Consider the following 13,710-nt stretch of genomic DNA (forward strand, 5'->3'; position numbering starts at 1 on the left):
GCCAACGAAAGTCCATCTGAAGATGGTGACCGTCCCCCGAGTGCCGTAGATTGGAAGGTATGGCAACGAGCATGGTCACGGGTGGAACATCAGGTATTGGCCGCGAGTTCGTCACCCAACTGGCTGCCCGTGGCGACGACATCGTGATCGTCGCCCGCGACACCGAGCGGATGGCCACCATCAAGGCGGACGTCGAAGCCCGTTACGGGGTGTCCGTCGAGACGATCGAGGCGGACCTCTCGCAGCGCGAGGACGTCGATCGGATAGCCGCACGTCTCGAGAATCCCGCCCACCACGTCGATCTGCTCGTCAACAACGCCGGCTTCGCGGTACACGCCAAGATCCTCGATCCTGACGCCCTCGAACTGCAGGACCGAGCCTTCGAGGTCATGATTCGGGCGGTTCTGGTGCTCTCGGCCGCAGCCGGGCGAGCCATGAAGTCCCGCGGCCACGGAGCCATCCTCAACGTCTCCTCCTCGAGCGCCTGGATCAACACCGGCAATTACTCGGCCGTCAAGGCGTGGGTGCTCACCTTCACCGAGGGCCTCGCCAATGAACTTGCCGGCACCGGCGTCAAGGCCATGGCCCTGTGCCCAGGGTGGGTCCACACCGAGTTCCACTCCCGCGCCAACGTCACCGCCAACCACCTGCCGGACTTCTTCTGGATCGACGCCGAGACCCTGGTGCGCGAAGCCCTCAATGACCTCGATCATGGCAAGGTGGTGTCCATCCCCACCCCACTCTGGAAGTTCTTCATCGCAGTCGCCACTCACACCCCACGCTCCGCCATGAGATTCCTGTCACGAACCCTGTCCTCATCGCGGGACAAGGACGAACACCCACAGCACACGTCGGGAGGCGAGGCCTGAGATGGCCAGCGTCAAGCCCACCAAGGACCGAGGCCGGTACACCAACGATCTTTCCGCTGTAACGCGGCAGGCAGCGAACATGCTCCTGCTGCGGCCACTGGTGTGGAAATTGGTCAAGGTGTCCGTGCACGGTGCGGACAATCTCGACGGGCTCGACGGTGCCTACGTGGCCGTCGCGAACCACTCCTCCCACCTCGATGCCCCGCTGGTCTTCGGGGCGCTGCCGAAGCGACTCTCCAAGTATCTGGCAACCGGAGCCGCAGCCGACTACTTCTTCACCGCATGGTGGAAGGCCGTCGCGCCAGTGCTCTTCTTCAACGCATTCCCGGTCGACCGAGGCAAGGGGAAGACCAAACAAGGGGCTCGCAACCCACGCTCCCATCGCGGCATGGCAGGTTCCCTGCTGACTGACGGCGTCCCACTGCTGATCTTCCCGGAGGGGACGAGGTCGCGCACCGGAGCGATGGGTACCTTCAAGCCGGGCGCTGCCGCGCTGGCGATTTCGCGCGGGGTTCCCGTCATCCCGATTGCCCTGGTAGGCGCCTGGGCTGCCATGCCTTCCGAACAGGCGGGCCTCCCCAAGGGTCGTCCCCCGGTCCACGTCGCGATCGGACACCCGATGGACCCCGTCCCCGGGGAGATCGCTCACGAGTTCTCCGAGCGGATTCGTCGTCAGGTCATTGAGCTGCACGACCAGACCGCCCGCGCCTACGGCATGCCCACCCTCGACGAGTACGGACGCCACCGCGCCTTGAGCCAAACATCTGAGAGCGGTCACGCGACGTCCCAGACCAAGGACTCGACGGCTGAGTCATCTCAGCCGAATGAAGGTCAATGATGGATCGACCGGTCAAGATCAGGGAGGTCGAGGCCTGCCGGGTCATCTCGATGACCCGGGTGGTGTCCATCGACGAACTCGATCCGTTCATGGATGAGGCCTTCAAGGCTCTAGAACGTCTCGCCCCCGGCGATCCCACTCTCGACAAGGCCTCCCCCTTCGTCATCTACCACGACGGCCTCACCGCCGAGAAAAACGGCACCGTCGAGGTGTGCCAGCCGATTCAGGGCTCCATTGATGACTCTGTGCTGCCGGGGAACGTCACCGTACGCACCGTGGACACCCATCGGGAGGCCTGGGTGACGGTCACCAAGGCCGAACTCGAGTACCCCGACATCGACGAGATCTACGACGACCTCGACGCCTGGCTGGAGGAAGCCGGAATGGTGCGTACTGACGCCCCTCGCGAGGTCTACTGGGCCAATTGGGACACCACCGGCATGGAAGATCCGGTCTGCGACGTCTGCTTCCCCATCGTCTGAGGCTCACCCGGATACGGGCATCCTCGTCCGAGCCCAAAACCAATGCGAAAGGCCCCGTCAGATGACGGGGCCTTTCGCACGAAGCCTTGGATCAGCTGTAGCGGACGGTCACCAGACCCTGTCCGGGAGCGATGGCATTCATCGCAGCGGTCGAGAGATCGAGGCAACGTCCACCGACGTAGGGACCGCGGTCATTGATACGCACGGTCACGGTACGGCCGTTGTTGACGTTGGTGACGCGGATCGTGGATCCCAGCGGGAGGGTCCGTGAAGCGGCGGTCAGGGCCGACGGATCGAAGGTCTCACCGGAAGCGGTGGGGCCACCGGCGGTGCCGTCTCCCTCGCCGTAGGTGGAGGCCACACAGGTGCTACCGCTGGTCACCGGATTCGAGGTGGATCCGGAGTTCGAACGAGATCCAGCGTTCGAACGGGAAGAGGCGGACGAGGACTCAGCCTTCTTCGTACCAACCTTGACGACCTGGGTCACCGGGGCCTTGACGACCTTGGTGGAAACCTTCTTCTCGGAAACCTTCTTGCCGTCCTTGTAGACGACGATCCAGGTCTCCTCGTTGGTGCCCTTGACGCCCTTGGTGGCGATCTCGGTCGCACCCTTGGCCATCGAGGGGGTCTCAACCCTCTTGGTGGAGAAGGGAACCGCCACGCGGCGCTTCTGGGACTTCTGATCAACCATGGTCAGGGTGATCTTCATGCCATCGGCCAGCGGGGTGCCGAGACCCGGCTTGCTGACGTCACTGGAGTCGACGGAAATCTTGGCCGCCTTGAGGGCATCGGCGACAGTCCCGACCGCGCTGACCTTCTGGGTCTTGCCACCAGCGGTGACGGTGACGTCCTTGGCAGTCTGCATGGAGAAGGACAGACCGGCGCGGGAAATGTCCAAGGAGCGCGACACCGAGACGAGGTTGTCCGGATCGGACTGGTTCAGCTGATCCAGCACCTCGGAAACGTTCTTGGCGGTGGTCCACCGGACCACCTTCTTGCCGTCGATGGTGACGACGACACGGCGTCCGTAGTTGACGGTGATGACCTGACCGTCGTGGATCTCGGAGTCCAGCGAGGGTTGGACATCGTCATGGGGGCCAACAGTGATCCCATGCTGGGCGAGGGCCTGCTTGACCGTGCCCGGCTTGACCTTGCCCTGCTCGGAGACTCCGTCCACGGAGAAGGTCACGGTGTCTCGATCAAGTGCCTGGACCATCGTGAGACCGCCAGCCGAGGTAAGGCTGAGGGCTCCGGCAATCGCGGAGGCTACAACTTTCGACATTCGACCACTTCAGTATCGGGGGCTCGAGGGCCCGGTACGGGGATCAGCGTCAGCCAAATCTGACATGCGCCAATGTGCCACCGGTGGGAGGCACGGGGTTTACCCTAGAACAGTTCCCCCGGAGAATCCAAAGATTTACTGAGAAACTTAAGATTCGCTCGTTCCTCACGTGCGTCTCGCAAGGTCCAGGCGGGGCGACGAGCCGAAGCATACCCATGAAAAACCGCGTCATGTAGCGGTTTTTGTGACCCCGCCTCACTGCGATCGCACCCAGCCAACCCGTCTCAGCTTCTCAGTTTGAATCGCTCACTTCCGGGTGCCAGCGCACCAGCCTCATCGAGTTCGTCACCACAAAAATCGAGCTGAAGGCCATCGCCGCGGCAGCGATGACGGGACTCAACAGGCCCACGGCGGCAACCGGGATGGCCACCACGTTGTAGGCGAAGGCCCAGAACAAGTTCTGCCGAATGGTGCGGTCCGTGGCGTGTGCCAAGGACAGGGCATCGACGGCGAGCCTCGGGTCTCCTCGGGTGCAGATGATGTCACTGGCGGCGATGGCAACGTCGGTCCCGGTTCCCATGGAGACCCCCAGATCTGCCGCCTGAAGGGCAGCGGCGTCATTGACGCCATCGCCCATCATCGCGACGCGAGTTTCGTCAGCCTGCAGCCTCTTGACGACGTCAACCTTGTCCTCGGGCATGACCTCGCTGATGACCTCGTCGATACCCAGTTCTGAGGCCACGCGTGCGGCAGCGCCGGAATTGTCACCGGTCACCAGCACCGGACGTACACCGGCACCAAGGAGGCGTTTGACGGCGATGACGGCCTCCGGCTTGATCTCGTCGCTCACCGCGATGGCGCCGAGAATGTCGTCACCTCGGCCCACGACGAGCACCGTGCGACCCTCCGCCTGGGCCTGCTCGACATTTTTCGACAGCTCGTCGGGGATGGCGTCGAAAAGTGACACTCGGCCGGCTCTCGCCGGCAACCCGTCAACAACACCGCTGACACCGAGTCCTGGCAGGGCCCGGAAGTCCTTTGCGGGGGCGATTCCGGGACATGCCTCGACGACAGCCCGCGAAATCGGGTGCTCCGACCCAGCCTCCAGCGCAGCCGCGACACCGAGGACGGGCGGGTTGTCGGAAATGCTCACCGCGCGTCCGGACTCGTCCCACACCTGGGTGACGGCCATCTGCCCGGTGGTGAGGGTTCCGGTCTTGTCCATCGCAACGGCGTCAATGTCGCGAGCCCTCTCCAGGGATCGGGCCCCCTTGATGACGATGCCCAACCTTGCTCCTCGACCGGTACCGGCGAGCAGAGCCATCGGGGTTGCCAGGCCCAGCGCACAGGGGCAGGCGATGATGAGCACTGCGACACCCGCGGTGAATGCAGCAGTGACCCCCTGCCCCAACAGACCCCACACGATCATCGTCAACACGGCGATGGCGAGAACCGTCGGCACGAAGATCGAGGAGACCTGATCGGCGAGGTCCTGGGTCTCGGAACGGCTGGTTTGAGCAGCCTCGACCAGGGAAGCGATGCGGCACAACTCGGTGTCAGTGCCAACCGCAGTGGCCTCCACGACAAGACGCCCTGACGTGTTGACGGTGGCACCGACGACGTCGTCCTCAGGCGCCACCTCCACCGGCAGGGATTCGCCGGTGACCAGGGATGCGTCGATGGCCGAGCTCCCCTCGACCACCCGGCCGTCGGTGGCCACCTTCTCCCCCGGCCGCACCACGAAATGGTCACCGACCTTGAGGGCCTCGATGGGAACCGTGACCTCCTGGCCGTCACGGACGACACGCACCGACTTCGCGCCCATCTGCAACAGGGCCTGCAGGGCAGATCCGGCCTCGGCACGATTCCGAGCCTCGATCCAACGACCCACGAGGATGAAGGTGATGACGCCGACTGACGCCTCCAAGTAGATGGCCGACGAGGGATCGGGGCGTTGCAGTGCCCACGTCATGTGATGTCGCATGCCGATCGCGCCGGCGTTGCCCCACACCAGGGCCCACACCGACCATCCCAGAGAGGCCAACGACCCCAGGCTGATGAGAGTGTCCATCGTGGTGGCACCGTGTCGCAGATTCGTCCATGCCGCTCGATGGAAGCCGGCACCGCACCAGAACACGACCGGAAGGGTGAGCGCGAGCGCGAGCCACTGCCAGCCGTCGAACTGCAGGGCGGGAATCATCGACAGCAGCATCACCGGCACCGCAAGGATGACGGCAACGATCAATTTGTTGCGGATTTTCGCCGCGTGATCCTCGGGAGGTGCTGCCGGCTCAGGCATGGCAGCGCCGTATCCAGCTGCCTCGACCACCTCGATGAGGTCGTGGACGCTGACCGGCCCGGTCGTCAGGACGTGGGCCTTGCTAGTGGCGTAGTTGACGGTGGCCTGAACCCCGTCAACCTTGTTGAGCTTCTTCGTGATCCGGGCGGCGCAGGAAGCGCAACTCATCCCGGTGATGTCGAGGTCGACGGAGGTGGGCTCCGTCTCCTCGTCCGGTTCAGGCGTGGTTCCCGAGTGGGTGAGGGTGGACATGTTCTTCCTTCGTGGACCACCCGTCGGAGTCCTGGGCGTCGGGGGCAGGCGGGATCATCCGACCGCTCGAGTGGCTTCGGAGGCCGACGGGCTGTGGGGGGGGAGGTCGGCCTCGGGGGTCGGGACCTGACGGCGATGTGCGATCAGACCCCGGGGCCCGAGGTCGAGTGGATGTCGTCCCAAATGAGACGACGAGCCGAGCAATCTCAGGCCCGGTGTCCGCCGCAGCCGCAGCCGCCCTTCTCGGCGTGCTGGGCATGCTTGGCGACGGCCTCGTCGGAGTGCTTGTGGCCTCCACAGCCGCAACCGGACTCCTCGGCCTTCTGAGCGCCATGTCCATGACCACCGCATCCGCACTGACCACCGGGGTGCCCGGCGGTGTCGAGGGAGGCAGCCTCGGCGACGGTGTACTCGCCGGCCTCGTCAACGGCGTCGGCAACTTGACCGAAGGGGATCTCCTCGGCCGAGTCAATCGTCATGGAGCCGGACTCCAGGGAGACGGTGACCTTGTCGACACCGTCGATGACCGAGACCTCCTCGGTGATGGCCTTGACGCAGTGCTCGCAGGTCATTCCGTTGATGGTGTACGTCTTGTGCATTGTTCCTCCAGTGTGCTTGGGATCAGGCCTTGACGAGACGGGCGATGGCCTGGTTTGCCTCGCTGATCTTGTCCTCGGCCTCCTGCCCGCCGGCCTGTGCGGCACGAACCACACAGTGACTCATGTGCTCGGCCAGCAGCTCCAGGGAGACGGACTTCAGGGCCGAGGTGACTGCCGAGACCTGGGTCAGGATGTCGATGCAGTACTTTTCCTCATTGACCATTCTCTCCAGGCCTCGCACCTGCCCCTCGATCCGCTTGAGGCGTCGTAGGTGCATCTCTTTGTGACCGAGATACCCGTGTTGAGGATGGTCATTGCAACCGCAGGCTCCACGCGCCTCGCTGGACACCGACTTCTCGGCATCAGGATGAGCGGGGGGCGCCTCAGAGGCGTGGCAGCAGTCATCCGAGTGGTTCATAGGTCCTCCTCCACATGAAAATATACCCTCTGGGGGTATATGGGGCAAGAGGGTAGCCTCCCATTTCAGGACGCCAGGGATAACACGATGTCGACCGCCTCCACGACACTTCAACACCAGCTGATCATTTTTGTCGGCTGCCCTTCCCCGGGGCACCCTCGTGACTCACGATTTCCCGGATCAGGGGTTTTCGCAACACGGCAACGCCCACTACCCCGTGGCCCCGAATGCCGCCCTGACCGGCCCCACAAACCGCTGTCCACCATCCGCTGAATCGCCCCGAGATGTCTGGAGACTCCGTACTTGGGGAAGGGCGGAGTCATGCCAGGCAACACAGACAAGCGCTACCCCGCCGAGTTGAGGACCCGGGCGGCGCGGATGTATCACGAAACCCGCCCGAACTATGACAGAGATTGGCCCCCGATGGTCAAGGTCGCCGAACTGGAACAGACTTACTACGCTGGCCACACCCAGCCCCAGAAGGAGCTGGAACTGTCACACCACTGAGTCCCCGGACCCACCGGGGCGATTCACACAGACGTTGTGGATAACTCACCTTCGAGGGGACTTCCGAGCGGGTGACACCACCGTCACTCACAACCGTAACGTGACCCATCCCCCAACCCGACACGCCGAAAATTTTCGTCCAATTCCTCACAACACACCCATAACCCCTAGCCAAACACAGTTTCTGGGTGAATATTCCACTCCGTATCCCCAGATCCACCGAGTTATCCACATGTTCTCCCCAGGCAGTCCCCACACATCCACTCCTTACCCACAAGGGCTGTGGAAAACTCTTCTGCAGGCGATCTCGAATCGTGGCACACTCCCGCTCGGGGAAGTGTCGGACCGTGGTGGGAACGTTGTCCCCATCCCGACGACGAACGTCGACACATCCGTCACGCCGTGTCACCCTGAAGGAGCAACCATGTCCAGCGCACCCGCCGAACCCGGACCATCCCTGGACCGCAACCCTCCCCAGGACATCGACGCCGAGAAATCCGTCCTCGGGGCCATGCTCTCCTCCAAGGACGCCATCGCCGACGTCGTCGAGGAGCTCAAGGGTGTCGATTTCTACCGGCCCGGACACGAGCTCATCTTCAACACCATCACCGACCTCTACGGTCGCGGCGACCCGGCGGACACCGTCACCACCGCCGACGAGCTCGATCGGCGCGGGGAACTCGAACGCGCTGGCGGACGTCTGTACCTCGCCGAGCTGCTGAGCAACGTCACCGTCACCGCCAACGCCGCCTATTACGCCAAGATCGTCGCCGACAAGGCCGTGCTGCGTCGCCTCGTCGAGGCGTCGATCCGAATCGCCCAGATGGGCTACCAGGGCCAGGGAGAAGTCGCTGACATCGTCGACGCCGCCCAGCAGACCCTCTACGACGTCTCCACCCGCAAGACCAGCGAGGACTATCACCCGCTCTCGGAGCTCTTCGAGAACACCTTCGACGAGCTGGAGGCCATCGAGGCCCGTGGCGACGCCATGGCCGGCATCCCCACCGGATTCACCGACCTCGATGAGCTCACCAATGGATTCATGCCCGGCCAGATGATCATCGTCGCCGCCCGTCCTGCCATGGGTAAGTCCACCCTCGCCCTCGACTTCGCCCGCGCCGCCGCGATCAGGAACCACCTGGCAGCAGCCATCTTCAGCCTCGAGATGGGGCGCAACGAGATCGTCATGAGGCTGTTGTCCGCCGAGGCCGGGATCGAGCTGCAGCGCATGCGCTCCGGACGTCTCTCCGAGGAGGACTGGCAGCGCATGGTCGACAAGACCACGCAGATCTCGTCGGCCCCGCTCTTCATCGACGATTCGCCCAACCTGACGATGATGGAGATCCGTGCCAAGGCCCGTAGGATGAAGCAGAAGTTCGACCTCAAACTCGTCGTCATCGACTACATGCAGCTCATGACCTCCGGCAAGAAGGTGGAGTCTCGTCAGCTCGAGGTCTCCGAGTTCTCACGCCAGATCAAACTACTGGCCAAGGAGTTGGAGATCCCGGTCGTCGCCCTCTCCCAGCTCAACCGTGGACCTGAGCAGCGCAATGACAAGAAGCCGATGATGAGCGACCTGCGTGAGTCGGGTTCGCTGGAGCAGGACGCTGACGTCGTCATCCTTCTGCACCGCGAGGACGTCTACGACAAAGAGTCCCCGCGCGCCGGTGAGGCCGACATCATCGTCGCCAAGCACCGTAATGGACCGACGCGAACGGTTCCGGTCGTCTTCCAGGGTCATTACTCGCGTTTCGTCGACATGCAGCGCTGAGACCGTGACTCGGTTGAAACCCAGTACTCAGCCAACCCGCTCGGCATTACCGTGGGGGCATGGAAAGCATGCATGCCGTTGCCGTCACACGCTCCCTCCCCGTCACCGATCCCGAGTGTTTCGTTGACATTGACCTGCCGGTGCCCGAACCGGGCCCGCACGACCTCCTCGTCGAGGTGCAGGCGATCTCCGTCAACCCCATTGACGTCAAGCTGCGCAAGGGGGCTGGCACCCCGTCGACGCCCCTGGTGCTCGGTTTCGACGCCGCTTCCGTCGTGCGTGCCGTCGGTTCCGAGGTCCACGACTTCGCCGTCGGTGACGAGGTGTGGCACTCCGGGAACCGAGACCTTCCAGGCACCTACTCCCAGTTCACCCTGGTGGATGCGCGGATCGTCGCGAAGCGCCCGTCGTCCCTGACGATCGCCGAGGCTGCCTCCCTGCCGCTGACCTCCTTGACGTCCTGGGAGGCCCTCGTCGATCACATTGGCCTGGGGACCCTTGACCAGCGCAGCGACAAGGCTTTTCTCATGATCGGTGGGGCCGGCGGGGTCGGGTCCGTGGCCATCCAGCTGGCCCGCGCCATCACCAGCGGACCGGTCGTCGCGACCTCCTCGCGTCCTGAAACCGCCCAGTGGTGTCAGGACATGGGCGCCACTGGGATCATCGACCACCGCGAGCCTCTGGCCCCGCAGGTCAAGGACCTCGGGATCGACGGTTTCGACGGCATCCTGTCGGCCTATACGCCGCCGGCATCGGCCCTGGCCGAGATCATGGCCCCCTTCGGCCACCTCGTCATGATTGACGGCACCGATTCCTTCGACCTCATGGCCTTCAAGCCGAAATCGCTGTCGGTGGCCAGCGAGTCGATGTTCACCCGTCCGCAGTTCGGCACCGCGGACGTCGCCAAGCAGGGCCAGGCTCTCGCTCGTATCGCACAGCTGGTGGAGAACGGCCAGATCCGCCCGACGATGACCCGCCACATCGAGGGACTGACGGCTCAGCACGTCCGCGAGGCCACCGAGATCGTCGAGTCCGGCGGCATGATCGGCAAGGTCGTCATCACCCTCTGACGCTCCGCGAGAGTCACTCGCACCGTTGCATATGGCTCAGAACACAACTGAACCCCCGGCTCACCGGGGGTTCAGTTGACTTGCGTAACTGGAGAAAAAGAACTCAGGCAGCGTGCTGACAGGTCGGGCAGGTGCAATCCTCGCAGGTGCAGTTGGCGCAGGAATCGCTGCAATGGCCACACTCGCACGTCTTGTGATCGCAGGTCGGGCAGGTGCAATCCTCACAAGTGCAGTTGGCACAGGAATCGTCGCAGTGACCACACTGACAGGTGATGCACTCGTCGTAGTGGCCGTCGTGCTCATGGTGAGCATGGCCGCCATGAATGTAGTCCACGTGATCGTGGTGGATGACAGCCTCGTGGCCGCAGTTCGGGCCGTGGGTGTGGTGGTGGGTCTCAGCGGGACGATGCTCAGTGGTGACAGTCATGGTCGTGCTCCTTCATGTGGTTGAAGGCGTCCAGAAAGATGGACGCCACATGGTCGTCAATGAGCGAGTACATGGCTTTCTGCCCGTCCTTACGCGCAGATACGAGATGCGCGCTTCGCAACACCTTGAGGTGGTGGGAGACCAGCGGCTGCTTGACGCCGACGATCTCCGACAGTTCTCCAACCGATGCCTCACCATCAGTGAGGCGATTGACGATCCGTGCCCGAATCGGATTCGCCAAGGCGGAGAACAGCCGAACGACGGGGTCGAATTCCCCCGATTCCACGTCCTTGCTCATGTCCACGACTGTATATCAGGAGATTTATATATACAACTATTTTGATGGATATCATTCTCATCTTCATCTGGGTGGCACCGCCCGGTTCGGTACCTAGACTCGGGTTATGAAGTTAAACAAGGCTGAAGACGTCAACACCGCCGAGGTCGCCTGCCTGGGACTGGTCGGAGGCTGGCTTACCGCCCGCGCCACCGGCGTCCGAGGACTCGGCGGAGTGGTGCTCGCAACTGCCGGTAGCTGGGCCGGACGCACCTGGCTCGCCAAGAGCGGTCCGACGATCGCCGGCGTTCTGGGGGCGACCTATCTGGGTGCCTTTGGCGCCTCCCACGGGTTGGCGAAGAAGATCGGCGCATGGCCCGCCGTCATCACTGTGACTGCTGCCACGTGCACCGCCTGCCACTTCCTGTGCGACACCAAGGAGTGATCGACCTCTCGGCCCCAGCCACCGACGTTGCCCCGCTGCTCCTCGGGGCGACGATCTGGCACGGACCGGTGGCAGTTCGTCTCACTGAGGTCGAGGCGTACACGGGGCTCGACGATCCCGCGTCCCATGCCTTCCGTGGACCGACTCCACGCGCCCGCGTGATGTTTGGACCGCCTTCACACGTCTACGTGTACCTGTCCTATGGTATGCATCGCTGCGTGAACCTCGTCTGCTCCCCCGACGGTGTGGCCTCGGCGGTCCTGCTGCGCGGCGGACGAGTGATCGCCGGCGAGGAAGATGCTCGCCTTCGCCGCGGAGGGGTCCCCGAGAACCGTCTCGCCTGCGGACCGGGAAATATGGGCTCGGCCCTGGGAGCAACCCTCGAGGAGTCGGGGGATCCGGTGGAACTCATCGACCCCGACGCCACATCGACGTCCGGCTGGCGGCTCCAACCCGCGGACCACCCCGTCGAATTTCGTCAAGGCCCCCGGGTGGGGATCAGCAGAAATGTCGACGCCCCCTGGCGGTGGTGGATCCCCGAGGACCCCACTGTTTCTGGGCCTCGGAAGTAGGAATCCGCCTGCGGCTTACCGCGATCGGGGCCCGTCGGCCACCCCGAGCCCACGGTCCTCGGTCACGATGACAAAAATCCCGACCCACCGGGGGCCTCATCACTGGAGTGATGGAACCCTTCGTGAGCCGGGAATTTTCGACACAGGGTATAAACGCGGGTCAAGGACACCGGCCCCACCAGGGGCACGAAGCGCGCCAGTCACGATCCCAAACACCAAGGTCACCACCACGAGCACGTAAAAGGCCGGGACCCGCCCCCACAGCAGGTCCCGGCCGACTCCGGATCACAGGAGGTCCGGCGAAACTGAGCCCCACGCCATCGAAGAGCGGTCCGACTCAGTAGGTCTCGATCAGTCGAGCAGGTTGTCCGACAGTCCGAGGGAATGGTGAAGCAGCCACACCGGATGGACGATCTTGACTCCCGAGGACTTCGAGATCTGCCAACGGCAGGTCTCGGTGTCGCAGACGCCGATGCCCTCGTTGTGATCCTGCATGTGCTTGAACACACCTGCACCGATCTTCTGAGCAACCTCGTAGCGCTCGGCCTTCAGACCGTAAGTACCGGCGATGCCACAGCACGGCTCGTTGGACTCCAGCACCTTGACACCCGGGATGAGCTCCATGAGCTGCACGGCCGGGAATCCCATGCCCTGGCTCTTGACCTGGCAGGGCTGGTGGTAAGGAACCGTGATGTCGATCGGACGGAACTGCGAGGCATCGAGCTCACCATTGCGGTACTCGTCCATGAGGAACTCCGAGAAGTCCCGGGAGCGCACCGACACGTCGTGCAGACGAGGATCGTCAACACCCATGATCTCGTGGGCCTCGTGCTTCATCATGCCGACGCAGGAACCCGACGAGGACACGATCGTCAGTCCCTTGCCGAGGCTGATGATCTTGTCGCACAGGTTGAGGATGTCCTTGGTGGCACCCTCGAACAGGCCGTTCGACTGCTTCGCCAGACCACAGCAGCCCTGCTTCGGGACGAGGACCTCGTAGCCCAGGTGCTCGAGCACCTCGATGGACTTCTTGGAGGTCTCGGTCTCGAAGTAGCCACCGGCACAGCCCTGGAAGAAGACGATCGGACCCTTGGTGGCCGGCTTGGCCGGCTTGTGGTGGCGCATCCACTTGCTGAGGGTCTCGGTCTGAGCGATCGGCATCGGGGCGTCGCGATGGACCTTGATGATCTTCTCGACAGCGATACGGATCGGCTTCTGCTTAAGGCCCCAGTTGGCCAGCGGAGCGATCGGGGACAGCACGCGTCCCTCAAGGGTGGTCAGCGGGATGAGGCGGTCACGCAGCGGAACACCATTCTGGTGCTTCATCTTCATGGCGGCCTGCTCGTTGAGCTCCGCGATCTTCACGCCCTGCGGACAGTGCAGGGTGCAGATGCCGCAGAAGTTGCACCACTCCAGGGAGTGGTCAACGGACGCTCCGTCACGGTAACGCTCACCCTGCGGGCCGTTGTACTTCGGACCGGTGTAGAGCGGGGTGGCCTTGGCGACCGGGCACATCGTCTCGCAGATCGTGCACTTGACGCAGGCGTCGAGCGACTGGCGCGAGACCTCGTGTCCGGCGAATGTCTCCTCGATAACACCCAT

General features: G+C 63.6%; 15 protein-coding genes. 8 read left to right on the forward strand and 7 right to left on the reverse strand.

What is annotated here, in order from left to right; translation table 11 throughout:
- Positions 1 to 59: 59 nt before the first annotated feature.
- Genes HMPREF9153_RS04455 through HMPREF9153_RS04465 form a run of 3 tightly spaced genes read left to right on the forward strand, consistent with a single transcriptional unit; the run spans position 60 to position 2,189 of the window.
- Entirely contained in the window at positions 60 to 869 is an 810-nt protein-coding gene (locus HMPREF9153_RS04455) for an SDR family NAD(P)-dependent oxidoreductase (protein ID WP_004809800.1), read from the forward strand.
- 1 nt (position 870) lies between these two features.
- The gene (locus tag HMPREF9153_RS04460; RefSeq protein WP_004809801.1) at positions 871 to 1,707 is read left to right on the forward strand and encodes a lysophospholipid acyltransferase family protein; all 837 of its coding nucleotides are present in this window, start codon (positions 871 to 873) and stop codon (positions 1,705 to 1,707) included.
- Positions 1,707 to 2,189, forward strand: a complete 483-nt coding sequence (locus HMPREF9153_RS04465) for a GyrI-like domain-containing protein (protein WP_015583627.1) — start codon at positions 1,707 to 1,709, stop codon at positions 2,187 to 2,189. The genes HMPREF9153_RS04460 and HMPREF9153_RS04465 overlap by 1 nt, the downstream gene beginning before the upstream one ends.
- A 91-nt stretch (positions 2,190 to 2,280) precedes the next feature.
- Here HMPREF9153_RS04465 and HMPREF9153_RS04470 read toward each other — a convergent pair whose 3' ends face one another.
- The 4 genes from HMPREF9153_RS04470 to HMPREF9153_RS13025 form a co-directional block, all read right to left on the reverse strand.
- The gene (locus HMPREF9153_RS04470) at positions 2,281 to 3,471 is read right to left on the reverse strand and encodes a septal ring lytic transglycosylase RlpA family protein (RefSeq protein WP_004809804.1); all 1,191 of its coding nucleotides are present in this window, start codon (positions 3,469 to 3,471) and stop codon (positions 2,281 to 2,283) included.
- A gap of 292 nt (positions 3,472 to 3,763) precedes the next feature.
- Positions 3,764 to 6,022, reverse strand: coding sequence for a heavy metal translocating P-type ATPase (locus HMPREF9153_RS04475; protein ID WP_004809806.1), 2,259 nt, complete (start codon positions 6,020 to 6,022; stop codon positions 3,764 to 3,766).
- A gap of 206 nt (positions 6,023 to 6,228) precedes the next feature.
- Positions 6,229 to 6,621 carry a heavy-metal-associated domain-containing protein gene (locus HMPREF9153_RS04480; protein WP_004809808.1) on the reverse strand — a complete coding sequence of 131 codons (393 nt, stop codon included), beginning with the start codon at positions 6,619 to 6,621 and terminating at the stop codon, positions 6,229 to 6,231.
- A gap of 22 nt (positions 6,622 to 6,643) precedes the next feature.
- Positions 6,644 to 7,039, reverse strand: a complete 396-nt coding sequence (locus HMPREF9153_RS13025; RefSeq protein ID WP_024049411.1) for a metal-sensitive transcriptional regulator — start codon at positions 7,037 to 7,039, stop codon at positions 6,644 to 6,646.
- A 321-nt stretch (positions 7,040 to 7,360) separates the two neighbouring features.
- Here HMPREF9153_RS13025 and HMPREF9153_RS04490 point away from each other — a divergent pair, with 321 nt between their 5' ends.
- The 3 genes from HMPREF9153_RS04490 to HMPREF9153_RS04500 all read left to right on the forward strand — a co-directional run bounded on the left by HMPREF9153_RS04490 (position 7,361) and on the right by HMPREF9153_RS04500 (position 10,387).
- Positions 7,361 to 7,546 carry a hypothetical protein gene (locus tag HMPREF9153_RS04490; RefSeq protein WP_036979600.1) on the forward strand — a complete coding sequence of 62 codons (186 nt, stop codon included), beginning with the start codon at positions 7,361 to 7,363 and terminating at the stop codon, positions 7,544 to 7,546.
- 424 nt (positions 7,547 to 7,970) lie between these two features.
- Positions 7,971 to 9,317: a replicative DNA helicase gene (gene dnaB, locus HMPREF9153_RS04495; protein WP_004809813.1), complete on the forward strand. Its 1,347-nt coding sequence runs from the start codon at positions 7,971 to 7,973 to the stop codon at positions 9,315 to 9,317.
- Between the two features lie 59 nt (positions 9,318 to 9,376).
- Positions 9,377 to 10,387 carry a zinc-binding alcohol dehydrogenase family protein gene (locus HMPREF9153_RS04500; protein WP_004809815.1) on the forward strand — a complete coding sequence of 337 codons (1,011 nt, stop codon included), beginning with the start codon at positions 9,377 to 9,379 and terminating at the stop codon, positions 10,385 to 10,387.
- Positions 10,388 to 10,490: 103 nt separating this feature from the next.
- On the opposite strand, the gene HMPREF9153_RS04505 is transcribed toward HMPREF9153_RS04500, so the two are convergent.
- Together HMPREF9153_RS04505 and HMPREF9153_RS04510 are read right to left on the reverse strand one after the other, a co-directional pair.
- Positions 10,491 to 10,814 carry a hypothetical protein gene (locus tag HMPREF9153_RS04505; RefSeq protein ID WP_021108079.1) on the reverse strand — a complete coding sequence of 108 codons (324 nt, stop codon included), beginning with the start codon at positions 10,812 to 10,814 and terminating at the stop codon, positions 10,491 to 10,493.
- Entirely contained in the window at positions 10,798 to 11,112 is a 315-nt protein-coding gene (locus HMPREF9153_RS04510) for an ArsR/SmtB family transcription factor (RefSeq protein WP_036901520.1), read from the reverse strand. Before HMPREF9153_RS04510 ends, HMPREF9153_RS04505 begins: the two co-directional genes overlap by 17 nt.
- A 106-nt stretch (positions 11,113 to 11,218) precedes the next feature.
- Between HMPREF9153_RS04510 and HMPREF9153_RS04515 the strand changes: the two genes are divergently transcribed.
- Together HMPREF9153_RS04515 and HMPREF9153_RS04520 are read left to right on the forward strand one after the other, a co-directional pair.
- Positions 11,219 to 11,536 carry a hypothetical protein gene (locus HMPREF9153_RS04515; protein WP_004809818.1) on the forward strand — a complete coding sequence of 106 codons (318 nt, stop codon included), beginning with the start codon at positions 11,219 to 11,221 and terminating at the stop codon, positions 11,534 to 11,536.
- Positions 11,533 to 12,108 (forward strand): DNA-3-methyladenine glycosylase, encoded by a 576-nt coding sequence (locus HMPREF9153_RS04520; protein WP_004809819.1) that lies wholly within the window; start codon positions 11,533 to 11,535, stop codon positions 12,106 to 12,108. The genes HMPREF9153_RS04515 and HMPREF9153_RS04520 overlap by 4 nt, the downstream gene beginning before the upstream one ends.
- A gap of 351 nt (positions 12,109 to 12,459) precedes the next feature.
- Here HMPREF9153_RS04520 and HMPREF9153_RS04525 read toward each other — a convergent pair whose 3' ends face one another.
- A complete protein-coding gene (locus HMPREF9153_RS04525; protein WP_004809821.1) occupies positions 12,460 to 13,710 on the reverse strand; it encodes an anaerobic glycerol-3-phosphate dehydrogenase subunit C in 1,251 nt (416 codons plus the stop codon).

Source organism: Cutibacterium avidum ATCC 25577 (assembly GCF_000227295.1).
Taxonomy (GTDB): Bacteria; Actinomycetota; Actinomycetes; order Propionibacteriales; family Propionibacteriaceae; genus Cutibacterium; species Cutibacterium avidum.

Bases quoted from the DNA above. Each gene is read 5' to 3' on its own strand.
- HMPREF9153_RS04455 (WP_004809800.1), top strand. From the start codon at position 60: ATGGCAACGAGCATGGTCACGGGTGGAACATCAGGTATTGGCCGCGAG.
- HMPREF9153_RS04460 (WP_004809801.1), top strand. From the start codon at position 871: ATGGCCAGCGTCAAGCCCACCAAGGACCGAGGCCGGTACACCAACGAT.
- HMPREF9153_RS04465 (WP_015583627.1), top strand. From the start codon at position 1,707: ATGGATCGACCGGTCAAGATCAGGGAGGTCGAGGCCTGCCGGGTCATC.
- HMPREF9153_RS04470 (WP_004809804.1), bottom strand. From the start codon at position 3,471: ATGTCGAAAGTTGTAGCCTCCGCGATTGCCGGAGCCCTCAGCCTTACC.
- HMPREF9153_RS04475 (WP_004809806.1), bottom strand. From the start codon at position 6,022: ATGTCCACCCTCACCCACTCGGGAACCACGCCTGAACCGGACGAGGAG.
- HMPREF9153_RS04480 (WP_004809808.1), bottom strand. From the start codon at position 6,621: ATGCACAAGACGTACACCATCAACGGAATGACCTGCGAGCACTGCGTC.
- HMPREF9153_RS13025 (WP_024049411.1), bottom strand. From the start codon at position 7,039: ATGAACCACTCGGATGACTGCTGCCACGCCTCTGAGGCGCCCCCCGCT.
- HMPREF9153_RS04490 (WP_036979600.1), top strand. From the start codon at position 7,361: ATGCCAGGCAACACAGACAAGCGCTACCCCGCCGAGTTGAGGACCCGG.
- dnaB (WP_004809813.1), top strand. From the start codon at position 7,971: ATGTCCAGCGCACCCGCCGAACCCGGACCATCCCTGGACCGCAACCCT.
- HMPREF9153_RS04500 (WP_004809815.1), top strand. From the start codon at position 9,377: ATGGAAAGCATGCATGCCGTTGCCGTCACACGCTCCCTCCCCGTCACC.
- HMPREF9153_RS04505 (WP_021108079.1), bottom strand. From the start codon at position 10,814: ATGACTGTCACCACTGAGCATCGTCCCGCTGAGACCCACCACCACACC.
- HMPREF9153_RS04510 (WP_036901520.1), bottom strand. From the start codon at position 11,112: ATGAGCAAGGACGTGGAATCGGGGGAATTCGACCCCGTCGTTCGGCTG.
- HMPREF9153_RS04515 (WP_004809818.1), top strand. From the start codon at position 11,219: ATGAAGTTAAACAAGGCTGAAGACGTCAACACCGCCGAGGTCGCCTGC.
- HMPREF9153_RS04525 (WP_004809821.1), bottom strand. From the start codon at position 13,710: ATGGGTGTTATCGAGGAGACATTCGCCGGACACGAGGTCTCGCGCCAG.